Raw genomic sequence first — 22,371 nt, 5'->3', positions numbered from 1 at the left:
TGGCGCCATTCAGAAATCGACCTGTATCGCGGGAACGTGCCTATCGACAAGGCGCTCGGAGGTGGATGGGAGCCGGACACGGTTGTGGCAACGGCGAAGAGATGTAAAGAGCTCCTTTAGTTGGTCAACTCCAGCCATTTTTAGCCCTGCGGCCCGGTTGCTCATGGTTCTTTTTGTTTGGAGCGTCCTAAAATATTGAAGGACACTTTTGTAAGCCAAGTTAGAAGTCCTACGTAAGTAATTTCCTAGTACAGCGCTGTTAGTGGTGACAAGCCCAAACTGTTTACTGTCTCGGGCATATCGCACTAGCCTTCCCCTGCAATCGACTCATTGATGCATGAGATTACAAGGCGTACATTTTCGCGACAGCGGCAACTCAGTTACTACTACAGAGAACGCTGATTCACCTAAGGCAATCACGCGACCACAGTTAACCGAGCTAATCAATCAATGCTTATTACATCTGCACCTTACCGAATAAAAATAAAGCATTTACTAACAAAACCATGTTTCTCGACAGTTCTTGCGCGAACCCATAAACGCAGGCATTAAAATACGATGAGCACATTAGGTTTTTATAAGGCCAAAAACAACAAGCCATACTATCTATTATCAATATTTATGAACCTGGACGTTCAGAGAAGCTTGTTTGTACTTTACTTGCTGCAGCTTGGTGTCACACAAGGAGAAATAGGCATTCTTCAATCATTTTTATTTTTCTCCTCAGTAGCATTAGAAATCCCATCCGGATTAATCGCAGATCGATACGGTCGAAGACTCTCTCTTATAATCGGATTCTTAGGTTTATCTTTAAGTGGCATTGGCTTCTTAATCTTCACCTCCTTTATACCTTTCGCAATTATATTTTGTCTATTTGGCGCTAGCATTGCCATGGGTTCCGGGTCAGACAGAGCGCTACTTTATGATAACTTATTAGCTGAGCACCGAGCTGAAGAATTCCCTAAAGTATTATCGCGCGCCCGTGCCATTGGGGCTGTATCACTAGGTTTGTCTATGATCCTCGGAGGTATCTTACAAGACAGCTGGTCTTGGAACAGCGTGTATATTGCTTTTGCAGCATCAAAGCTTATAGGAGCGCTTATCGCAACACTCACCCCAGAGTTAAAACTGCCATCTATTTCACACCAGGAAAATAAGATACCCAGCATCAGCAATCATAAAACCGAATCAACTTCCACCTCGCTCGTTAATTTTTTTCGCACAAAAAATGGCGCCTTTCTTATACCTTTATTTATTGGATACGCCTTATTCGAGCTGTCAACGATTCCATTATTTATATACGGACAGCCATTTTTTTCCATGCGCGGTTTGGAAGCACCTATGATTGCTGGTATTTATGCAGCGGTTGAAGCTATATCAGCAGGGGTGTTCATAGCTGCTGGTTTCATTTGTTCCAGACTATCTCTAGGCATAATTGCGCTAACTACTACCTGCATTACTACCTTTCTTCTTTTTATCCTTTCATTAGATTTGGGCATAACCATTTCGATTGCTGCTTTTGTCCTGACCATGTCCCTCCCTGCGATCTACGAGACTGCATACGAGACATACATCCATGAAAATGTCGAATCACGCATCCGCGCTTCCTGCGTCTCTTTTGCAAATCTAGTTAACTCAGTCATTATCGGCATTTCCTATACGGTTTTTGGAGGACTATTGGACAGGCATGGTTTTTCGCTGACGTTAATTATAATTGCAGTCTGCTGTTTTACTGGTTTACTTGGTGTAAATGCAACATTACTGCTAGGCAGGCAAATAGCTCACTCAAAAAACAAGAAACTTGAATCTTCTCGTTTTTTTTAGAGACTCCCCGGGCTCGCGCCGATTTTTGCCTTTAGCTCTGCGCCTAGCGGGCGAACGCTTTAAAACATTGCCCTCACTCTGCCCAGCAGTATCTGTCAGACCATTCTGAAATTACAGCGCTGACTAAGGTTGGCCGGTCCTAGGTCGATAAGGGATGGAATGCTTAATACAAACAGCAGATTGATATGGGAATGCTCGTTACGAATGCCGCAGCCACGCTATCGAAGCAAACTGATGCTCGCGTAGTCAGAAATCCGACGATGGTGACAAATGCGTTCACTGTGAATGAAGAGGCCAAGGCGGCGGAGACACTGAAACTGAAGGATCAAGAAAAAACCAATAACTTAAAGGCATTCTTAAAAAATTATGACATGACATCTATTAGCATGTACGAGCTGAAAGATGTAGGAGGAAGGCTATACGAGGCAGATCTGATAGATGGGAACACATTTAGTATGTTCATTTCCGGCGATGGCGCATTCGATGAAAATGGGCACCAGACAAAACAGGACGTTAAGTTCAATGCTATAGCGCTATTCAATGAGAAATATGAAGATCAACTGGCATATTTCAGTACCGACCGCTACTCGAAACCCGAAGATGTCACCTATATTCTTGGTGGAATGAAAAGTGCAAATCAAGTGATCAATGCCCTGGCCTATTTTGTAAACTCTGAAAATAACAACCTGTCGGTAGATGAGCGTGCCTGAGCCACGGCTCGTAGAATTGCAGTGCAATCAATCGCGCATGAATTATCAATCCAAGTAAGTCGGGCACTTCCTAAAAGTTCGAAGGATCACGCTGTCAGACGCAAACGCAAGACACAGCCAGTTATTTCTTAGTCCCTTGCGCCCCGAACTTAAACGCGAGTGACTTCATTCAAAATCAAACTCCGATAATGCCCAGGATTGGACCCCGCCCACTTCCGAAACGCCTTATAAAACGAGCTCGTGTCCGCAAACCCCAACCGCGCGGCAATCTCGGCGAAGCTGATCTGCGGTTCCGCCAGCCACACTATCGCCAGTTCTTTGCGCACGCTGTCCTTGAGGCCTTGGTAGGTTTGCCCTTCTTCCGCCAGACGGCGGCGCAGGGTTGAGGCGGAGATGCATAAGGTGGCCGCAAGGCCTTCGGTTTCTGGCCAGGTGTCGGGTGGCATTTGGCGCAGGTCGTGTTTGATCCGTGTGGCGAGGCTGTCGGGGTCGCGGTATTTGACCAGGATGTTGGCCGGCGCGTGGGCGAGGAAGCGCTTGAGTTCTTCAGGGCTGCGCTTGATGGGCAAGTCGAGGCAGTCGGCGGAAAAGATCATACGGGTGCGCGGTCGGTCGAAGCGTAGGTTGTCGGAAAACATCACTTGGTAGTCGTCGTAAAAGTCTGGCTGTGGGCAACGCAACTCAATAGCCAGGATGGGAATGCGCCGTCCCGCCAGCCAGCAGGCGACGCCGTGCACGATCATCCAATAGGTAAAATAGGTGAACGCGCGCTGCGGCTTAGGCTCTGGCTCGTGCAGGACAATCTCTGCCAGGCTCTGTTGGCGCACCAACTGGGCGGGCATGCGTTCCAGCATCAGCGAGAGGAACCCCAAACCGGTTTCCAGGCTGGTAGCAAGCGTTGGTTGCGCCACGCAGGCATGGCACAAAAACGCCAGGCTGCCGGACTTGAGCTTGCGCGGGTCCATGCCGAAGAATTCATCGTCCATGCGCCGTGCCAGCAAACGCCACAGCCGCGCATAAGCGGTAGCCGAAATGCGTGCGGTCGGCAGTTCGAGCAACCCAGGGTCAATCCCGACTTTGCGCAAGACTTCAATCGTGGCTGCACCGGTTGCACAGCTCTGCAACAAGGCCTCGCGCACGAGGTGGATGGAGATGGTGTCTTTTTCCAACATTGGCGCCGCCGTGCCCTGTGTGGCGTGAAGTGCGGCCATCTTAGGCAGTCGCGCGGCAAAAGAGTAGGCACCGAGGTATTGGTCTCGGGTATTCTGCGCCGGGATTTTTACCGACAGGGAGTGGAATCGATGAGTTGCTGGGAAGTACTTGGGCTGCCGTCCGACGCCGATGCTCGCAGTATCAAGCGCCAATACGCGGTGTTGCTCAAACAGCATCGCCCGGATGAAGACCCTGTCGGCTTCCAGCGCCTGCGCGAGGCCTATGAGCACGCGCTGCAATGGAGCCGTTATGAAGCGCCCGTCGAAGTGCCGCAAGCGCTCCCGGTCGACACAGTGCAGCCCGCTACGACCGAGCCCGACACGCGCTTGGACCAGGCGCAAGCCTTGGTGGACGACGCCACACCGGCCAATCTTGCGCGTCTCTATGAGCAAGCCCAGCACATTGGATGCGCCGAGGCTTTTGAGGCCCTGCTGCTGCAACGCTGCCTGAATGGCACGGAACCCGCGATTGCGGCCTGGGCCGTCACTCATCTGCACTGGCTCACGCCCTGGCAACGGGAAACACCCGTGCGACTGCCCGACTATCGTCTGGCTGCCTTGTTGGAGCAGATGTTTACCGACGTCGAGCACACGCTCACCGAATTACTCAATCAACAACAGGTCGAGGCCTTCACGGCGGCCTTGATCGAGTTGCATAACACCGAATGGCTCAAGCCCCTGGCGCGCCATGCGCGGCTCAATGACGTACTCGCGCGCACGCTGCTGGCCAGCACCTTCTGGTCCGAGCCGCTGTTCGAAACCCTGTGCACCGAGCAGGCCTGGTCCGATCAGTACCTGGAAAACCACTGCCCCGAGCCTGAGTGGTCGGCGTTAAAGGAACGCAATCTACTGGAGCGTTTCAGTGCACAGGTCTACCACCAGGCCAGCCTGGACAGCCGTGACCCCAAGGCGCGCGCGGCCAGGTTGCTGTTCGGCGACATGACGCTGGAACAACGCCAACGCTTTGCCCGACGCTTCGGCGAGTCCGACTGGAACGCCTGCCGCACCCTCAGCGAAACCCTGCTCAACCAGTACCCGGCCCTGTGCGCACACATGCCCGGTGAGGATCCCTACTTCTGGCGCGACTGGGAACGCATCAGCCGCCCCTGGCCGATGTTTGTGGCGTTGCTGGGCATGGCCGTCGGCTGGGCGATCCACGACCAGCAAATGACCGACCACACCTTGATGGAATCCCTCGGCATGGCCCCTACCTGGGCCTTCCTGATCGCCATACCGGCGCTGCTCATCCTCGCGATCTGGCGTCCGGCCACCGACGGTTTTGGTGAAATCGATGAGCGGCTTGCCGTGCACCTGTCGCCCTGGCTGAGCTTTCGCCGGCCGCCACCGTTGGTGATCCGCGAGATTCTGCTGTGCTGGGTGCTTGGCCTGTTGATCTGGATGATCCTCGGCAACTACGCGTTGGCGGGCTATGTGTTGACGTTGCAGGGCCTGGGCCTGGCGCAGCGCGTGCTTGGCCGGCCGGGATTACGTGCAGCACTGAGGTGGCGCTGGCCGGCGCGACCGTCGACGCGCCAATGGGCCATCGGCCTGGGCCTCGGCGCCCTGCTGCTGAGCGCCGCGCAGATGTACGAAAACAATCAACGTATCCACCGTGATGAGGGCTTGCAGCCGTTCTTGATGAGCCGTTGCAGCGGACTCAAAGCTGGCGCGCCGGGGTGTACACCATGAACCGCATCACCTTTGCTGCCCTCTGCACCTTCGTGCCCCTGGCGCTGAGCACCGTGGGCCTGCTGACGAATACCGATATGCTCGCCCCGCTGAAAACCTGGGCCAACCGCCCGGCAGCGCTTGAGCACCAGCAAGCCCAGGCGCTGCGTCCGGTGATCGACTGCCTCAACCGAGTCGACAGCAATTGGCGAGTGGCGTACTTCAACTACCGCAGCCGCAGCCCCCGCGCCAACGACCCGAATCTGGCGTTCATCGAGCGTTTCCCCGAGCTGTATCAGCGCACACAAGGCCCGCAATTGAGCCTGCTGGACTACGACGCCAAACGCCCGGACCTGTGCCTGCTGACGTCCTCGCAAAGAAGCGCACTGCAAAAATACTTGCCGCAGATCGCCGCGCTTCGCAACGACTATATGGACCACCTGCTGCAGGTCTATTCATCGGTGAAAACGTTCGACTTCTACCCCAGCGCAACCGTCCCTGGCCTCACCCCTGCGCAGCGGGCGATCAGCGATGCGCAGTTCTTCCCTGTGGCGGAAAAATTCCTCACGGTCTCGTCCGAACTGCGCGCCGCCGTGGACGTAGCCGACCGCCGGATACGCCTGCAACAACTGCAGCACTTGCAGGTACGTGACGAACACCAGATGGCGCTTATCGCCGGCCTGATCCTGCAGACCCGCGACACGATGCACAGCCTTGACCCACGATCCCCCAAGCAATTGGCGGACGCATTGAGCGACATACAGCAGACCTGGGATTACGCCCAGCGGTACCTGCGCCCCAACCTACCGACCTCCGAAGCCAAGGCCCAACAGTTGTGGCAGCGGATTAAACAACCCGGTTACGACTACCTTGGCGCGCTCCAAGCACTTGCCCAGCATTCCAGCGAAACCCCCGATCCAGACCGGCTAAACGCTGATTACTTTGAAACACAACGGCGCTTTGACTTGCTGGTGGACGCCTATAACCAGGCCGTCGGACAGGACTACTGAGCGGCCTTCTCTTGGTCGTTCAGCCACTGTTCAGCAAACGTCAATATTTCCTGTTTAGCAATGAGTATCATTATGTTACAACTTAGGCTCCTATCTAGTTACGCTCTGGTGCCGAATGCTTGTCCCCTTTCTCATCATGCTGCGCGAAGGCATTGAAGCAGCATTGATCGTTGGCATCATCGCCAGTTACCTGCAACAGACTGGCCGCGGCCAATGGATGCCGGCGGTGTGGATCGGGGTGTTCCTCGCCGCCGCGTTGGCTTTGTTGGTGGGCGGTGGCCTGGAGCTGGTCAGCGCCGAATTCCCGCAAAAACAACAGGAACTGTTCGAAGGCATCGTCGGCTTGGTCGCCGTGGGTATTCTCAGCTCCATGGTGTTCTGGATGCGCAAGGTCGCGCGCTCCATCAAACATTCCCTGCATGCCTCCCTTGATCAGGCTCTGACCGGTTCCAAACACCAGGTCACGGCCCTGATCCTCATGGTGTTCTTCGCCGTGGCCCGGGAAGGCCTGGAAACCGTGTTTTTCCTGCTGGCGGTGTTCCAGCAAAGCGAAGGCCCGGGCGCGCCGATTGGCGCCTTGCTCGGCCTGGTCCTGGCGATCATCGTGGGTTTCCTGATCTACACCGGCAGCATGCGCCTCAACCTCGGCGCGTTTTTCCGCTGGACCGGCCTGTTCATCCTGGTGGTCGCCGCCGGCATTCTGGCCAATTCGGTGCAGGCCCTGCACGAAGCAGGCGTGTGGAACCACCTGCAAACGGTGCTGTTCGACTTCAGCGCCGCATTGCCGATGGACAGCCCTCTGGGTTCGGTGCTCGCCGGCATGTTCGGCTACCAGGAAGCGCCGACCGTCAGCACCCTGGGTGCCTACCTGATCTACCTGGTGGTCGCGCTGGTGATGTTCTTTCTGCCTGCCGCACCGGCCAAACCCGCCAACATGCCCTCTTCCGTTTCCAGCCAGTAAGGACCGTCTCTTGTCCAACCCAACGCCTCAACCCGCCTCGCCACCCCGCGCCCTGCGCTGGGCGGTGGCCGGCTCGGTGGTCGTGATGATCGCCGCCGGTGGCCTGTTCTATTACGCATCGCAATTGGCCGCCGCCAAGCGCCAGACCAACAGCAATGAGATCGCTGTAACGATTCATGGCCACGCCTGCGAGCCCAACACGTTGACGGTTCCTGCCGGGCGCGCGAGCTTTCGTATCATCAACCGCTCCGACCGCGCGGTGGAATGGGAAATCCTCGACGGCGTGCTGGTGGTCGAAGAGCGGGAAAACATCGCCCCTGGCCTGAGCCAGGTGATCAACGCCAACCTGCTGCCGGGCGACTATGCGATCACCTGCGGCCTATTGAGCAATCCCCGTGGCACCCTGCATGTGACGCCAACGGCAGCCTCCGATGCCCAGGCCAAGGCCAAGCCGTCGATGGTGGCGTTTATCGGCCCGCTGTCGGAATTCCGCGTGTACTTGAGCGGCCAGGGCAGCGCGCTGGTCAAGGCTGCGACCGCCTTGCAACAAGCAATCGACGCCGGTGACCTGGCGCAGGCCCAGGCCTTGTATGCGCCGGCCCGTGAGGCTTACCAACGACTGGCGCCGGCGTCACAACGCCTGGCAGAGCTGGACAACGCGATCAACGCCCGCGCCGATTACTTCGAGAAACGCGAACAGGACCCGGCCTTCAGCGGCTTCCATCGCCTCGAATACAGCCTGTTCCAGCAACGCAGCCTCGACGGCCTGGCCCCGGTGGCGCAGCGCTTGGTGACCGATGTCACCACGCTTAAGCAGCAACTGCTGGCTCAATCGCTGCCACCGGAGCAACTGGTGAGTATCGTGGTGCGCAACCTCAACAGTCTGGCCGATGTGCGCGCCATCAGCGGTGAGGAAGAGCGCTACAGCCACCTAGACCTGAACGGTTTCGCCGCCAATCTGCAAGTGGCGCACAAAGTGGTCGAGTTGATGCGTCCACTGTTGACCAAGTCCGCTGCCGACCTGTTGCCTGACATCGACAACGCCCTCGCCGCGTTCGATGCCGAGCTCGCGGGGTTCAAGGTCAATGACAGTTACAGCACGTACGACAGCGTGACCGCCGATCAGCGCAAGCAGATCGCCGACAAGGCCAAGGCTCTGGCCGATGCACTCGATGGAATCGACCCCGCCCTTGGCCTTTCCGGCCTGCAGTGAAGACGACCGAATTTTATGAGTGACTCAGAACAGTTTTCAGCCCAACGTCGCCGTGTCCTCTTGGGCATGGCCGCCACCGGCGCGGCCATCGCCGGCAGCACCCTGACCTGCCCGGCCATGGCGGCCGCCGCCGAGCAAGTCACTACCGCACCGCGCAGTGACAAGACCCAGGACCACCACGATTTTTTCGGCAAGCACCAAAGCGGTATCGTCACCCCGCGCCCGGCCTGCGGCATGCTGGTGGCGTTCGACGTATTGGCCAGCGACCGTGAAGACCTGGAGCGCCTGTTCCGCACCTTGAACGAACGCATCAGCTTTCTGATGACCGGCGGCACCGTGCCCCAGGTCGACCCGAAGCTGCCGCCCACCGATTCCGGGATCCTTGGCCCGGTGGTCACACCGGACAACCTGACCATCACCGTGTCTGTCGGCGAATCGCTGTTTGATGAACGCTTCGGCCTGGGCGCCGCCAAACCGAAGCGTCTGAGCCGCATGGTCGGTTTTCCCAACGATGCGCTGGAGCCGGCGCAGTGTCATGGCGACCTGAGCCTGCAATTCAGCTCTAACACGCCGGACACCAATATCCACGCCCTGCGCGACATCGTGAAGAACCTGCCCGACCTGTTGCTGGTGCGCTGGAAACAAGAAGGCAGCGTGCCGCCGCAGGCGCCGGCCAAACCCGGCGAGCCGGCGCAGAGCGCGCGTAACTTCCTGGGTTTCCGTGATGGTTCGGCCAACCCGAATTCCAACGACAACAAGGCGATGGACCAGATTGTGTGGGTCCAACCCGGCAGCGACGAACCGGCCTGGGCCGCCAATGGCAGTTACCAGGCGGTGCGCATCATCCGCAACTTCGTCGAGCGCTGGGATCGCACGCCCCTGCAAGAGCAAGAAAGCATCATTGGCCGCGTCAAAACCACCGGTGCGCCCATGGATGGCCAGAAAGAATCCCAGGTGCCCGACTACAGCAAGGACCCGGAAGGCAAGCTGACCAAGCTCGATGCCCATATCCGCCTGGCCAACCCGCGTACCCCGCAGACGCAGGCCAACCTGATCCTGCGTCGGCCGTTCAACTACTCCAACGGCGTCAATAAAAACGGTCAGCTGGACATGGGGCTGTTGTTCATCTGCTACCAGGCTGACCTGGAGAAAGGCTTTATCAGCGTGCAGACCCGACTCAACGGCGAGCCCCTGGAGGAATACCTCAAGCCCGTCGGCGGCGGGTATTTCTTCACCTTGCCGGGAGTCACCGGGCCCAAGGATTTCATCGGTCGCACGCTGCTTGCCGCCACGCACCCTCAAACCACTGCCAACACCTGAAACCAACCCCCACAGCGGAAACCGCCCTATGAAGAAGTCGACCCTCGCATTGTCGTTGTTAGTGACCCTCTCACCCCTGGCCGCCTTCGCCGCCACCACGGCGCCGCTGGATCTGGTAGGGCCGGTGTCGGACTACAAGATCTACGTCACCGAAGAAATCGGTGAATTGGTCACCCAAACCAAGGCGTTCACCGACGCCATCAACCAGGGCGACCTGGCTACCGCCAAGAAGCTCTACGCGCCGACCCGCGTGCATTATGAGTCCATCGAGCCGATCGCCGAGTTGTTCAGCGATCTGGATGCGTCCATCGACTCCCGTGTCGACGACCACGAAAAAGGCGTGACTGCCGAAGACTTCACCGGCTTCCACCGCATCGAATACGCGCTGTTCTCGCAGAACTCAACCAAGGGCCTGGAAACGTTGACGGCCAAGCTCAACACCGACGTCAACGACCTCAAGACCCGGGTCGACGGCCTGACCTTCCCGCCGGAAAAAGTCGTGGGCGGCGCCGCAGCCCTTCTGGAAGAGGTCGCTGCAACCAAGATCTCTGGCGAAGAGGACCGCTACAGCCACACCGACCTGTATGACTTCCAGGGCAACATCGACGGTGCGAAGAAAATCGTCGACCTGTTCCGTGGCCAGATCGACAAACAGGACAAGGCCTTCCTGGCCAAGGTCGACAAGAACTTCGCCACCGTGGACAAGGTCCTGGCCAAGTACAAGACCAAGGACGGCGGTTTCGAGACCTACGATAAGGTCAAGGACAACGACCGCAAGGCGTTGGTAGGCCCGGTGAACACGCTGGCTGAAGATCTGTCGACGCTACGCGGCAAGCTGGGCTTGAACTGATCAAGACCTGACGCCATGTCCCGCGCTCCGGCGCGGGGCATCACCGGCTCGGCGCTGCTCGCCTGGCCCCCCGCAACCATCATGTACGTACGCAATTTTTCTTCAGCCGTGAGCAGATGCGGCGCCGTCTTGCCCCATTTCGTCGCCCCCCCCGCCAGCAGCACCGGCAGTTTTACCAGGCCCTTCGTCGCGGCATGGATCATCTGCGGATAACCATCCAGCGGGTTTAACGCGGCATTGGCAAACAGGCCGGAGTGTTTGATGAAGTCAAACGCACGCTCGCTGAAACTGGCCGCGACTTTAGCCGTATTCGCCGTAGCGGCCGCGGGTCTGAACCGCGTGGCAAGTCGCTGCACCGGGTTGGGCAGCAAGGCCTTGGCCGAACGCAGCAGGCCACTCGCCTGACCGCCGGCGCCGATGGCCACGCCGATCATATCCACGGTCAAATTGCCCAGGCCCTGGGCGATATCGCCGCGCTTGAACGCCTGGTACGCACCGAGGAATGGCACAAACCCCAATAGAAACTCGTGCTCGCGGGCCCGGGCTTCCCGGCGTTTTTCAAGTGGTAACGGATCACGCGCGCGCTGCAAGAGAGCCTCGGCGGGCTCATAGAAATTGTCCTGAGCGATTCTGCCGGCAATGGCCGCGATCTTGCGAGAGCCATAAGTGTTGGGCACGAAGCTTTGCAGCGTGTGGTTGGCAGGCAACTCGCCTGGCGCAATCGCTCCTCCCAGCGGTTCAACGATAACCGACGACGCAATCGCCTCCGGCCGTGGCGCAGAGCCGGTCGTGTAGGCAGCAAGATCGAAGGGCATCTGTGTGCCACGGACTATCGGCACATACACCGAACCATGCGGCGCGCTGATGCGCTGCTTGCGAATCACGCCGTGTAGCTCGATGGCGTCGGGCAGGTCTGTACGCTTGATCAGCTCGCCGCTGGCGAAGACCTCGTAATAGGCCACCGTCTGGTCATGCTCCACACGCATCAGGGTTGCGTGGCGACCGCGCTGCGCATCTTTGCGGGCCTGGGTCTCCTCGACCTGAACGACGCCAGTTTCGCCACGCAGGGTGAACAATTCGACCTTGCCCAGCTCGATCAACGTGCGCTCGGCAAGGGGTAACTGGGCAAACATCAACTTGAGCTTCGTGGCATAGGCGCCCTGGAGCTGTTTGAGGTGACGGTTGACGGTGCTTTTGAGTAACGGTTCAAGCTCGGGCAGATGACGAACGCGTCGATCCAGTAACTCCAGGGCGCCCTCCGCCACCTGCGGCGCGCGGTCTGGCTGATAGGGCGTTTGCGCAGACGTCGGCGGTGCTAGCAAATGCTTGCTGAGCACCCACTTTCCCGGTGTGAGGTCGCCGGTCATGTAGGTTTCCAACAGCGAACGGCTGCGCGGTTCGGTGACCGGTGCGTTGCGGCGATCTTTGCCGTTGGCCAGTTCCAGGCTCATGCGCTCAAGCTCAGACGCCGTGCTGTCGGGGAATACTCGCAGCAACTCCCGGATGGCCAGCGCCTTGCGCGTCGGCAGTTCCACGCTGGCGCTGGCGAAGGCCTCGGCCGTCTCTTCTTGCTGTTTGAACAGTGCCCGCGACGCCTCCTGAAGGTCGTGTTGCGAATACTCGCCGTCACTGCGCAACCTGACGGCGCCGTTCAACACGCCCCAGTCGGCGAGGATTTTCAGCGCATTGAGTTGCATCAATTCTGCTTGCGCCTCACTGGTGGGCACCAGGGTCGTCAGTGCACGGACCTGGTGTTCACTCATCATCCGTGACGTGCCCGGCGCAGCATGATCGGCCAGCGTGCAGCCCAGGCGTAGCTCCATCCAGGCCAGAGTGCCGATACGCAACGTGTCCGGCACTTCCTTGACCAGCATTTCCGGCGCCGCTTGCGCCAGGTATACCGGGGTGACCAGCGCCGCCAGGTCGGGCGTCAGCTTTTTATGTTGCTGCAGGTGCTGCTCGATATCGCGCCGCACCTCGCTGAACGAACGGCCCATATTCGCCGGCTGATAGATCGAATAACCACCGATGTGGCCAGGTTTGACGTCGTCCAGGTTGATCCGCGCGACTTTAGTCAGTGTGGTCTTATCAGCCTCGCTCAATGTGTCGGGGGAATATGGCCCGGTGTAGTCACCCACTGCGGGCGCCGGCGGCAGCGACAGACGTAACCAGCGGATGACATTGCGTGTCTCGGCCACGGTGCGTGGCGACCCCAGCCCCTTCAATTCGAGGAGCTGGCGAGCGTCAACCCGTGGCGTCGAGTACACGGCATTCCCCAGTGGTTCGGTCAGTGGGATCAACGCTGCAAGCTCATCACGCAACGTGTCTACGTCGTTGACGTAATGGGTCAGATTCACCCAGCCGCCCACCGGGCTCAAGCGTTCAAGGCGGCCTTCAGATACTCGAAAGGGCTTACCGTCCCAATCGAACCGTTCGCGCTGCAGCAGGGCGAGCATTTGCGGGCGAGACACAAATGCCTGCAAACGCTCCATCGCCGCTTGGCTGCGCGCGAGCAGTGACGATGTGAGTGGAACGTCCCAGGCCTCGGCGGACCAGTCGGTGCGTGCGCCGTCCGGCAGGTCTTCAAGCCCGGCTTCAAGGCGCTCGGCCAGCGCGTCCCGTTCCACCAGCTCGGGACTCAGGCGCGGCGCCTGGGCAAGGTTGGCGACGTTTGCCGGGGCGGCCCATAGGCGCGACTGCTGGACCGTGGGCTTGGCACTGTCCTCTCCGACTACGGGAGCCTGCACAGCATATTGAAGGGGCGAGCCGGTGCTCGACAGTGGCGTCAACATATTCAATCCTCTCTGCGCTAGGCCGTGGAATACGGCTTCGTCTGGAGAGGCAATCTAAGGAAAGCTTAAACGCGCTGAATGTAAGCCGAGTCTTGCCGCCTTACGCGTTGCGTTGCGGCGGATTACAGGATCCGGTAAAGCAGTCGCTCGATCCGCACGCGGCTCACCCGACGCAGAAACTTGCCGACCGCCGGGGGGTAATCCACCAGTGTCTGCAACTGCGCGTACCCGTCGATGCGGGTGGTGTGCTGGAAAATCTGCTCAAGCTCGGTCCGCCGTGGTTCCAACCATTGCCCCTGGGGATCGTCGATCAACAAGGCGTTTTCCAAGTCGAGACGGAACGCCCGAGGGTTTAGGTTGTTGCCGGTGAGCAAGGTGTAACGCTGGTCGATCCACATGCCTTTGAGGTGGTAGGTGTTGTCGCCATCGCGCCATAGGTGCAGGTTCAATTGGCCGCTGTCGATAATCGGCTGGTGGCGCTTGGCAAAGCGACGCAGGCTGATTTCGTACAGGTATGGCAGTGCCGCGATGACCTTGAAAGGCTCGCTGGGTGGGATGTAGAAGTCGTTGGCGGTCTTGTCACCGACGATGATGTCGATCTTCACGCCACGCGCCAGGGCACGGTTGATCTCGCGCGTGACCGCCAATGGCAGGTTGAAGTACGGCGTGCAAATGGTCAGTTGCTGCTGGGCGCTGGCGATCAGCTCCAGGATCACCCGGCTCAGCGGGTTGTTCTTGCCGACGCCGAGCAACGGGCTGACTGACAGGTGGCCATTGGGCAACTGACCGGCCGTGGTGTCGTAGGTCGCGTGCTTGAGGCGGCTGCGCAGGTCGCCGATGTCGTTGCGCAGGCTGCGGGTGGTGGGCGGGTTGGGCAGGTCGAGGCGGTGCACCGCTTTGGACGCTACCAGGCCGTGTTCCACCAGGTGCTGCATCGAATCGGCCAGAGGCTTGCTGTGGATCAGGTGATAACGGTCAAACCGGTATTTGTCGAACTTGTGCAGGTACACGTTGTTCAGGCTGGCGCCGCTGTACAGCACGCTGTCATCGATCACAAAGCCCTTGAGGTGCAACACGCCAAACAGCTCGCGAGTTTGTACCGGAACGCCGTACACCGGCACTTCGCTGGCATGGCTCTGTGTCATGGCCTGGTACCAGGCGCTGTTGCCGGGCTGTTTGCCCGCACCAATCAACCCGCGTTGGGCGCGCAACCAGTCGACCACCACCACGATGTCCAGCTCCGGCCGTGCAGCCTTGGCGGCGTGCAAGGCGTCGTAGATCTCCTGCCCTGCCTCGTCCTGCTGCAAGTACAGCGCCACGATGTAGATACGCCGGGTGGCCTGGGAGATTTTTTCCAGCAGGCAGCGGCGGTACGCATCCGCACCGGACAGCACATCGAGCGCGTCGGGAGTGAGGGGGAAACCACGCAGTTTGGGCAACAGGGAGCGTTTGAAGAACGACGGCATAGGGCTCGCAATGGGTCGAATCCGAAGAGGCACCGAGCTTACACCATGGGGTTGCTCAGGTCTCGTTGCCTCGTAGGAAAAAGCCCATTGACCATGAAGAACGATCGTTCTACTGTGTACGACATGAACGACATTACTGGCAATGAAACCCGCGACATTATCCTCGACGTCACCGAGAAGTTGATCTATCGCCACGGCATCGCCGCCACCGGCATGGACTTTCTGGTGAAAACCGCTGGCGTCTCGCGCAAGAGTATTTACCGCTACTTCGCCAATAAAGACGAGTTGGTGATCGCGGCCCTGCAACGCCGCGATGAACGCTGGATGCACTGGCTGCGCGGCGAAGTGGAACGAGTCGACGGCAGCGGCGAACGCCTGCTCGCGCTGTTTGACGCGCTCAGGACGTGGTTCGGCTCGGCGGATTTTCGCGGCTGTGCCTTCATCAACACCAGCGGTGAAACCGGCGATCCGCACAGCCCGGTGCGCCTGCTGGCCAAAGCGCATAAACAGAAACTGTTCGAGTACGCGCTTGAACTGTGCCAAGCCCATGGCACCTGCGACCCCGAACGGCAGGCAGCACACCTGCTGATCCTGATCGATGGCGCCATTACCGTTGCCTTGGTCATGGGCGATACAACCGCCGCTGATAACGCGCAATGCATGGCGCGAACGTTATTAGGGCTTTGAATGCACTGGCCGAGCCACTTTGCCTAAACAGGAGCGTTGAAATGTCATCCACCCCAGAAACACGCCCGCCGCTGCCGCCATTCACCCGCGAATCAGCGATTGAAAAAGTCCGCCTGGCCGAAGACGGTTGGAACTCCCGCGACCCACAACGTGTGTCCCTGGCTTACACCCTGGACACCCAGTGGCGTAACCGCGCCGAATTCGTCCATGGCCGCGAAGAAGCCAAAGGCTTTCTCACGCGCAAATGGGCCAAGGAGCTGGATTATCGGCTGATCAAGGAATTGTGGGCCTTCACCGACAACCGCATTGCCGTGCGGTATGCCTATGAATGGCATGACGACTCCGGCAACTGGTTCCGCTCTTACGGCAATGAGAATTGGGAGTTCGACGAAAACGGCCTGATGGCCAACCGTTTTGCCTGTATCAACGACAGGCCGATCATGGAAAGCGAGCGGCTGTTCCATTGGCCGCTGGGCCGACGCCCGGATGAGCATCCGGGGTTGTCCGATCTCGGCCTGTAAAACCTGGTGCGGTTCAAATGTGTGAGGGGGCAAGCCCCCTCCCTACGCTGAGCGCCTCAGTCCTGATTAAGGCCGACCCGATACAACGCACCATCATCCTCATCCGTCAGCACATACAAAAAGCCATCCGGGCCCTGCCGCACATCGCGAATACGCGCCTTCAACCCCCCCAGCAAACGCTCCTCGTGGATGACCTTGTCGCCCTCGAACTGCAACCGAATCAGCTCCTGGCTGGCCAGCGCGCCGATGAACACGTTGTGCTGCCACGCCTTGAACCGGTCACTGTCGTAGAACGCCATGCCGCTGATGCCCGGTGACTTTTCCCACACATGATGGGGCGCCACGGTACCTTCCGCCGTCTTGCCTTTGGCCTCCGGAATCGGCGTCAGGGAGTAGTTGATGCCGTGCGTCGCCAGGGGCCAGCCATAGTTTTTGCCACGTTCGACGATGTTGATCTCGTCACCACCACGGGGGCCGTGCTCGTTTTCCCAGATCGTGCCGCTCCAGGGGTTCAGTGCCAGTCCCTGTGGGTTGCGTTGGCCGTAGGACCAGATTTCGGGGCGTACGCCCGGCTGACCGACGAAGGGGTTGTCATCCGGCACGCGGCCGTCGGGGTAGATCCGTACGACCTTGCCTTGCAGCTTGTCCAGGTCCTGGGCAGTGGGTCGGTCGTTGTTTTCGCCCAGGGTCACGAACAGGTACCCATCCTGGTCGAAGGCCAGTCGCGAGCCAAAGTGATTGCCGGTGGAGAGCTTCGGCTCCTGGCGCAGGATGACTTTGAAATCGATCAGGCCGCTGAGGTCCGCCGCCAAACGTCCACGTCCCACCACAGTGCCGGCCGTGCCGCCTTTGCCGCCGCCTTCGGCGTATGACAAATAGACCGTGCGGTCCTCTTTGAAATCGGGCGACAGCACCACATCGAGTAAACCGCCCTGCCCCTTGGCCCACACCTCAGGCACGCCGCTCAGCGGAGCCGAGAGCTTGCCATCCGGGCTGACAACGCGCAGGTGGCCAGGGCGTTCGGTAACCAGGAAACCTTGCTGGTCCGGCAGAAACGCCACGGCCCATGGGTGGTCCAGGCCTTTGACGATCGAGGTGACAGTGAGGCTGCCTTGTTCACTGGGGAACTGCTGCGAATCGGCGGCGTAGACCGTCGTCAGGGTCGTCGCGCACATAACGGCTAACAGGGTTTTGCGTATAAACATAAGACGAGTCCTTACCGGCGATTGCCGTTGGCATCAAACGTGGGGGCTTTAGTGTCGGTGGCCGGGCGGCTGGGCGCGGCCTCACGCTGGGGGTAACGGTTGCCGATGCCGCCGTTTTCCAGGGTCGGCGGGCGCGTGGCCGGCACGGTCTGGATACCGCGAATCGCCGGCGCATTGGGCTGCGTGCCCTGCATGCTATTGGGGTTGGCCCGGTGAATGGGGCCATTGTTGGTGTTGTTGCCGCCAGGCAAGTTCTGCGCTTGAACGGTGGCTGCAAGTGCCAGGCTCAGCGCCAGCACTGCAAGATGACGCACGCGGGTGATCATGACAAAGCCTCTCTGGGACGAGGAGTACCTGCTTTCGATACCACGCTACGCCTGGGGTTCGGCTTTGGTAACTAAATACTTCCTCATCAGGTGTAACACGATCTGTCCGCGCATCCATCCAGGGAAACTTTTTTAACCGCCCGCGAGTCACCCGAACACAGTCTCTTCTCAAGGAATCGCACTTATGCCACGGGCCATCTGGAAAGGCGCCATCAGCTTCGGTTTGGTTCATATCCCTGTATCGCTGGTCTCCGCCACGTCAGCACAGGGCGTGGATTTCGACTGGTTGGACAAGCGCAGCATGGACCCGGTGGGCTACAAGCGCATCAACAAAACCACCGGCAAGGAAGTTACCAAGGAGCACATCGTCAAAGGCGTAGCGTTTGAGAAGGGACGTTATGTGGTGCTCAGCGAAGAGGAGATTCGCTCGGCCCACCCCAAGTCCACTCAGACCATCGAAATCATCGCCTTTGTCGCCAGCGACCAGATCCCCTTGCAGAACATCGACACGCCCTACTTCCTGGCGCCGGACAAACGCGGCGGCAAGGTCTACGCGCTGCTGCGGGAAACCCTTAAGAAAACCCGCAAGGTCGCCCTGGCCAATGTGGTGCTGCACACCAAGCAGCACCTGGCGGCATTGATGCCCCTGGAGTCCGCACTGGTGCTGGTGATGCTGCGCTGGCCCGCCGAGGTGCGCAGCCTGGATGAATTGGAACTGGGCAGCGACGTAACCAAACCCTCCCTGGCCAAAGGTGAACTGGACATGGCCAAGCGCTTGGTGGAGGACATGAGCGCCGACTGGCAACCGGATGCCTACCGCGACAGCTTTCAGGAAAAAATCATGGCGCTGGTGGCGAAGAAGGCCAAGGCCGGCAAGATTGAAGATGTGGAATCCAAGGAAGGCAGCGCAGAGCGCAAGTCGGCCGATGTGCTCGACCTGACCGAACTGCTCAAGCGCAGCCTGGCGGGTAAGCCTGCGGCGAAAAAAACCGCCAAGAAAAAGGCCTCTTGAGCCTGGCATTACAGGGAGAACGCCATGGCAAAGCCGCTGAGTGAATACAATCGCAAGCGCGATTTCGAGATCACCGCAGAACCTTCCGGCAAGGCGACCACGGGCAAACGAAAGACGTCGGCACTGTCGTTCGTGATCCAGAAGCACGACGCACGCAACCTGCACTATGACTTTCGCCTGGAACTCGATGGCGTGCTCAAAAGCTGGGCCGTGCCCAAGGGCCCAAGCCTCGACCCCAGCCAGAAGCGCTTGGCGGTTCACGTGGAAGACCACCCGCTGGGCTACGGCAGTTTCGAAGGCAGCATCCCGGCCGGTCAATACGGCGCCGGTGATGTGATTGTCTGGGACCGTGGGGTCTGGCAACCCCATGACGACCCACACAAGGCTTACGCCGCCGGCAAACTCAAATTCACGCTGGTAGGTGAAAAACTCTCGGGCGATTGGGCGCTGGTGCGCACTCGCTTGAAAGGCAGCGGTGACAAGGAACAGTGGCTGCTGATCAAAGAGCAAGACCCACAGGCGCGCCCTGCCGCCGACTACGACATCGTGCAGGCTGAGCCTAAAAGCGTGCTCAGTGATGCCTCCATCGCCCCCACCAAGACCCAGCCGAAAGCCAAGAAAGCAGCCGCTGCACTGCCCGAGCAATTCACACCGCAACTGGCAACCCTGGTAGACCGCGCGCCCGACGGGGACTGGCAGTATGAAATCAAGTTTGATGGCTACCGCATGCTGGCGCGGATTCGCGACGGCGAAGTCCGCCTGTTTACCCGTAACGGCCATGACTGGACCGAGCGCCTGCCGCGGCAGGTCAAGGCCCTGCACGCCCTCAAACTCAAGGACAGTTGGCTGGATGGCGAAGTGGTCAGCCTCAACCCTGAAGGTTTACCGGATTTCCAGGCCCTGCAAAATGCCTTTGACAGCGGCCGTAGCCTGGACCTCGTCTATTACCTGTTCGATGCGCCGTTTCTGGATGGCGCAGATCAGCGCCAGGCCCCCGTAGAGGATCGCCGGGCCATGCTCAAGGCGGCGCTGTCTGGAAGCAAAAGTAAGTTACTGCGGTTTTCTGAAGCCTTCACCGCCCATCATCAGGACATTTTACAGAGCGCCTGCAACCTGGCCCTGGAAGGCGTGATCGGCAAACGCATGGGCAGCCCCTACACGTCCGCTCGCAGTACTGACTGGATCAAGCTCAAATGCCGTTTGCGCCAGGAGTTTGTGATTGTCGGACATACCCGTCCCCAGGGTTCGCGCAGCGGTTTTGGCGCATTGCTGCTGGCGGTGAATGACGACAGCGGGCTGAGGTACGCCGGTCGCGTCGGCACCGGTTTTGATCAAGCGTCGTTGGAGGCTATCTACACGCAGCTCAAAGCGCGGGCGCGCAAAACCTCGCCTTTGCACAAACCCCTGACCAGTGCCCAGGCGCGAGGCGTGCAGTGGGTGGAGCCGACGCTGGTGGGCGAAGTACAGTTTGCCCAGTGGACCCGTGACGGTTTGGTGCGCCACGCCACTTTTATGGGCCTGCGCAGCGATAAACCGGCCGCGCAGATCGTGCACGAACAGCCGCAGGTGGCTGAATCCATGAAAGCCCCGCAAGCCAGGACCGTGTTGAAGATCACCCACCCTGAGCGAGTGATCGATCCACTAAGCGGCACGCAAAAGCAGCAATTGGCGCAGTTCTACGAAAGTATCAGCGAATGGGTCCTGCCCTTTCTGCGGCATCGCCCGGTGTCCTTGCTCAGGGCTCCGGAAGGCATCGAGGGCGAGCAGTTCTTCCAGAAGCACTCGGAACGCCTGGCGATTCCCCATATCAAGCAATTGGACGCCGCGCTGGACCCAGGCCACGCGCGGCTGATGGAGATCGACAGCGTCCAGGCACTTGTCGGCGCTGTGCAAATGGGCACCGTCGAATTTCATACCTGGGGCGCCACCTCAGACAAGATCGAAACCCCTGACCTGTTTGTGCTCGACCTCGACCCGGATCCCGCGCTGCCCTGGAAAAGCATGCTGGAAGCGGCACAACTCACCTTGTCGGTACTGGACGAACTGGGCCTCGATGCGTTCGTCAAAACCAGCGGCGGCAAAGGCCTGCACTTGGTAGTGCCGCTGGCACGACGGGACGGTTGGGAGCCGGTAAAAGCCTTCGCCAAAGCCATTGCCCAGTTTATGACCGAGCAACTGCCGGAACGCTTTACCGCCACCTCCGGGCCGAAAAACCGTGTGGGCAAGATCTTTATCGATTACCTGCGCAATGCACGGGGCGCGAGCACCGTGGCCGCCTACTCGGTACGGGCTCGGCCAGGGCTGCCGGTGTCGGTGCCGGTCAGTCGTAAGGAATTGCAGGGGTTGCGTGGCGCGCAGCAGTGGACGGTGGCCAATCTGCACCAACGCTTACAGGGACTGAAGGAGGATCCGTGGGAGGGTTATGCCCATCGGCAGAAGATCAGCAAGAAAATGTGGGACAAACTGGGCGCCCAGCCACCGCAGTGAGGACGCCCTGGCCGAGTGTTAGATGAGCACGAAGATCAGCGCCAAGGCCGCAAAAATCGCCCATTTTTCCAGGTAGTAACGGGTGCGATTGCGTTTCTTCAGCTCTTTGCCGCGCAGGCGGATCTTGTACAGCCGCGTAAACGCTCGGTTCAGTCCGCCGGTCTTGTCGCCAGCGTCGTTGGGCGAACCCGCCGCCGCCATCACTGTGCGGCTGAACCAGCGATTGAACGCAGCAGCCCAGCGGTATTTCATCGGTCGCTCGACATCGCAGAACAGGATGATGCGGTTCTGCTGCGTGGTGTTTTCGGCGTAGTGAATATAGGTCTCGTCGAACATCACCGGTTCACCGTCACGCCAGTAGTAGCTCTCACCGTCCACGTTGATGTAGCAGCCAGGATCATTCGGGGTATCCAGGCCCAAGTGATAGCGGTAAGAGCCGGCGTAGGGGTCGCGATGGCGTACCAGTTTGGAACCCGGCGGCAGCTCGGCGAACATCGCGGCCTTGATCGAGCCGATGCTCTGCACCAGCTCGGTGGTGCGCGGGCACAGCTTCATTGCGGAAGGATGGCTGTCGCCGTACCACTTGAGGTAGAAACGCTTCCAGCCCGACTTGAAAAACGAGTTGAAGCCCACGTCGTTGTACTGGTCGGAGCGCTTGATCGCCCCTGCGCTCATGAGGTTCTGGCCTTCCTGGCGAATCTCTTCCCAATGTTCCTGCAACGGGCTTAGGTCAGGGAAGTCGCTGGGCGAGAGAAACGGTCGACCGGGGAGTTTGGAGAACAGGTATAGAAAACAGTTGATGGGTGCCAGGAAGGTTGAATGGTCACTGAGCTGGCGACCCAGTTTGTGTCGCACCCGGCCACGCAGGTGTACATACGCAATGGAGGCGACATAGAGAACAACAATGATGAGCTTCAAGGGATTTCGTCACACGTCAGTAGAGAACAGGCTGCTCCTGCGTGCCCACGACGGCCGAGGATGAATAGCAGCACCTGAAATCACAATTCACAGACAGGCAACATGAGCGGCTTGATGACAAGCGGTTACATGGCCATTGGCAGTTATTTAGCCATATTCTGTAACGAAAAGTTAACTAAGAATTGTGAAA

Annotated in this window: 18 protein-coding genes; 12 read left to right on the top strand and 6 right to left on the bottom strand. The window is 59.1% G+C overall.

The genetic code is table 11. The features are described from left to right. Positions 1-558: 558 nt before the first annotated feature. The gene (locus AOA61_RS18720; RefSeq protein ID WP_241150149.1) at positions 559-1,824 is read left to right on the top strand and encodes an MFS transporter; all 1,266 of its coding nucleotides are present in this window, start codon (positions 559-561) and stop codon (positions 1,822-1,824) included. A gap of 185 nt (positions 1,825-2,009) precedes the next feature. Next, positions 2,010-2,534 carry a hypothetical protein gene (locus tag AOA61_RS18715; protein WP_099602376.1) on the top strand — a complete coding sequence of 175 codons (525 nt, stop codon included), beginning with the start codon at positions 2,010-2,012 and terminating at the stop codon, positions 2,532-2,534. A 149-nt stretch (positions 2,535-2,683) separates the two neighbouring features. Here the strand turns inward: AOA61_RS18715 and AOA61_RS18710 are convergent, their stop codons facing one another. Beyond that, positions 2,684-3,706: an AraC family transcriptional regulator gene (locus tag AOA61_RS18710; RefSeq protein ID WP_095184882.1), complete on the bottom strand. Its 1,023-nt coding sequence runs from the start codon at positions 3,704-3,706 to the stop codon at positions 2,684-2,686. Between the two features lie 129 nt (positions 3,707-3,835). Between AOA61_RS18710 and AOA61_RS18705 the strand changes: the two genes are divergently transcribed. The 6 genes from AOA61_RS18705 (at position 3,836) to efeO (AOA61_RS18680) (ending at position 10,767) form a co-directional block, all read left to right on the top strand. Continuing rightward, positions 3,836-5,434 (top strand): J domain-containing protein, encoded by a 1,599-nt coding sequence (locus tag AOA61_RS18705; RefSeq protein WP_099602375.1) that lies wholly within the window; start codon positions 3,836-3,838, stop codon positions 5,432-5,434. Then, complete coding sequence (locus tag AOA61_RS18700; protein WP_122822549.1) at positions 5,431-6,423, top strand: hypothetical protein; 993 nt, start codon at positions 5,431-5,433, stop codon at positions 6,421-6,423. The genes AOA61_RS18705 and AOA61_RS18700 overlap by 4 nt, the downstream gene beginning before the upstream one ends. 115 nt (positions 6,424-6,538) lie before the next feature. After that, positions 6,539-7,384, top strand: a complete 846-nt coding sequence (gene efeU, locus AOA61_RS18695; RefSeq protein WP_032891284.1) for an iron uptake transporter permease EfeU — start codon at positions 6,539-6,541, stop codon at positions 7,382-7,384. Positions 7,385-7,394: 10 nt separating this feature from the next. Beyond that, on the top strand, positions 7,395-8,597 hold the full coding sequence (gene efeO / locus AOA61_RS18690; protein ID WP_099602373.1) for an iron uptake system protein EfeO: 1,203 nt from the start codon (positions 7,395-7,397) through the stop codon (positions 8,595-8,597). Between the two features lie 15 nt (positions 8,598-8,612). Further along, entirely contained in the window at positions 8,613-9,917 is a 1,305-nt protein-coding gene (efeB, locus tag AOA61_RS18685; protein ID WP_099602372.1) for an iron uptake transporter deferrochelatase/peroxidase subunit, read from the top strand. 28 nt (positions 9,918-9,945) lie between these two features. Continuing rightward, positions 9,946-10,767 (top strand): iron uptake system protein EfeO, encoded by an 822-nt coding sequence (efeO, locus tag AOA61_RS18680; RefSeq protein WP_032891279.1) that lies wholly within the window; start codon positions 9,946-9,948, stop codon positions 10,765-10,767. Here the strand turns inward: efeO (AOA61_RS18680) and AOA61_RS18675 are convergent. After that, positions 10,665-13,559 carry a hypothetical protein gene (locus AOA61_RS18675; RefSeq protein ID WP_099602371.1) on the bottom strand — a complete coding sequence of 965 codons (2,895 nt, stop codon included), beginning with the start codon at positions 13,557-13,559 and terminating at the stop codon, positions 10,665-10,667. The two genes, efeO (AOA61_RS18680) and AOA61_RS18675, sit on opposite strands and share 103 nt — an antisense overlap. Positions 13,560-13,681: 122 nt before the next feature. Further along, positions 13,682-15,025: a CDP-diacylglycerol--serine O-phosphatidyltransferase gene (gene pssA, locus AOA61_RS18670; protein WP_099602370.1), complete on the bottom strand. Its 1,344-nt coding sequence runs from the start codon at positions 15,023-15,025 to the stop codon at positions 13,682-13,684. 123 nt (positions 15,026-15,148) lie between these two features. Between pssA and AOA61_RS18665 the strand changes: the two genes are divergently transcribed. Next, on the top strand, positions 15,149-15,712 hold the full coding sequence (locus AOA61_RS18665) for a TetR/AcrR family transcriptional regulator (protein WP_095185029.1): 564 nt from the start codon (positions 15,149-15,151) through the stop codon (positions 15,710-15,712). Between the two features lie 41 nt (positions 15,713-15,753). Further along, entirely contained in the window at positions 15,754-16,233 is a 480-nt protein-coding gene (locus tag AOA61_RS18660) for a nuclear transport factor 2 family protein (RefSeq protein WP_095184891.1), read from the top strand. Between the two features lie 56 nt (positions 16,234-16,289). Here AOA61_RS18660 and AOA61_RS18655 read toward each other — a convergent pair whose 3' ends face one another. Further along, positions 16,290-17,438 carry a PQQ-dependent sugar dehydrogenase gene (locus AOA61_RS18655; protein ID WP_032891272.1) on the bottom strand — a complete coding sequence of 383 codons (1,149 nt, stop codon included), beginning with the start codon at positions 17,436-17,438 and terminating at the stop codon, positions 16,290-16,292. Between the two features lie 11 nt (positions 17,439-17,449). Beyond that, a complete protein-coding gene (locus tag AOA61_RS18650; protein WP_099602369.1) occupies positions 17,450-17,764 on the bottom strand; it encodes a hypothetical protein in 315 nt (104 codons plus the stop codon). A 184-nt stretch (positions 17,765-17,948) separates the two neighbouring features. Between AOA61_RS18650 and AOA61_RS18645 the strand changes: the two genes are divergently transcribed. Both AOA61_RS18645 and ligD read left to right on the top strand, forming a co-directional pair. Next, complete coding sequence (locus AOA61_RS18645) at positions 17,949-18,776, top strand: Ku protein (RefSeq protein WP_099602368.1); 828 nt, start codon at positions 17,949-17,951, stop codon at positions 18,774-18,776. 24 nt (positions 18,777-18,800) lie between these two features. Then, entirely contained in the window at positions 18,801-21,263 is a 2,463-nt protein-coding gene (ligD, locus tag AOA61_RS18640; protein ID WP_099602367.1) for a DNA ligase D, read from the top strand. Between the two features lie 18 nt (positions 21,264-21,281). On the opposite strand, the gene lpxO is transcribed toward ligD, so the two are convergent. Then, a complete protein-coding gene (gene lpxO, locus AOA61_RS18635; RefSeq protein ID WP_099602366.1) occupies positions 21,282-22,181 on the bottom strand; it encodes a lipid A hydroxylase LpxO in 900 nt (299 codons plus the stop codon). Positions 22,182-22,371: the final 190 nt, after the last annotated feature.

It is taken from the genome of Pseudomonas sp. 2995-1, from assembly GCF_002742505.1.
In the GTDB taxonomy this organism is placed as follows: domain Bacteria; phylum Pseudomonadota; class Gammaproteobacteria; order Pseudomonadales; family Pseudomonadaceae; genus Aquipseudomonas; species Aquipseudomonas sivasensis.
The sequence above is the reverse complement of the archived record's forward strand: the minus strand, read 5'-3'. Positions and strand labels throughout refer to the sequence as shown.

Bases quoted from the DNA above. Each gene is read 5' to 3' on its own strand.
- AOA61_RS18665 (WP_095185029.1), top strand. From the start codon at position 15,149: ATGAACGACATTACTGGCAATGAAACCCGCGACATTATCCTCGACGTC.
- AOA61_RS18660 (WP_095184891.1), top strand. From the start codon at position 15,754: ATGTCATCCACCCCAGAAACACGCCCGCCGCTGCCGCCATTCACCCGC.
- AOA61_RS18705 (WP_099602375.1), top strand. From the start codon at position 3,836: ATGAGTTGCTGGGAAGTACTTGGGCTGCCGTCCGACGCCGATGCTCGC.
- AOA61_RS18720 (WP_241150149.1), top strand. From the start codon at position 559: ATGAGCACATTAGGTTTTTATAAGGCCAAAAACAACAAGCCATACTAT.
- AOA61_RS18655 (WP_032891272.1), bottom strand. From the start codon at position 17,438: ATGTTTATACGCAAAACCCTGTTAGCCGTTATGTGCGCGACGACCCTG.
- efeU (WP_032891284.1), top strand. From the start codon at position 6,539: ATGCTTGTCCCCTTTCTCATCATGCTGCGCGAAGGCATTGAAGCAGCA.
- ligD (WP_099602367.1), top strand. From the start codon at position 18,801: ATGGCAAAGCCGCTGAGTGAATACAATCGCAAGCGCGATTTCGAGATC.
- pssA (WP_099602370.1), bottom strand. From the start codon at position 15,025: ATGCCGTCGTTCTTCAAACGCTCCCTGTTGCCCAAACTGCGTGGTTTC.
- AOA61_RS18710 (WP_095184882.1), bottom strand. From the start codon at position 3,706: ATGTTGGAAAAAGACACCATCTCCATCCACCTCGTGCGCGAGGCCTTG.
- AOA61_RS18645 (WP_099602368.1), top strand. From the start codon at position 17,949: ATGCCACGGGCCATCTGGAAAGGCGCCATCAGCTTCGGTTTGGTTCAT.
- AOA61_RS18700 (WP_122822549.1), top strand. From the start codon at position 5,431: ATGAACCGCATCACCTTTGCTGCCCTCTGCACCTTCGTGCCCCTGGCG.
- AOA61_RS18675 (WP_099602371.1), bottom strand. From the start codon at position 13,559: ATGTTGACGCCACTGTCGAGCACCGGCTCGCCCCTTCAATATGCTGTG.
- efeB (WP_099602372.1), top strand. From the start codon at position 8,613: ATGAGTGACTCAGAACAGTTTTCAGCCCAACGTCGCCGTGTCCTCTTG.
- AOA61_RS18715 (WP_099602376.1), top strand. From the start codon at position 2,010: ATGGGAATGCTCGTTACGAATGCCGCAGCCACGCTATCGAAGCAAACT.
- AOA61_RS18650 (WP_099602369.1), bottom strand. From the start codon at position 17,764: ATGATCACCCGCGTGCGTCATCTTGCAGTGCTGGCGCTGAGCCTGGCA.
- efeO (WP_032891279.1), top strand. From the start codon at position 9,946: ATGAAGAAGTCGACCCTCGCATTGTCGTTGTTAGTGACCCTCTCACCC.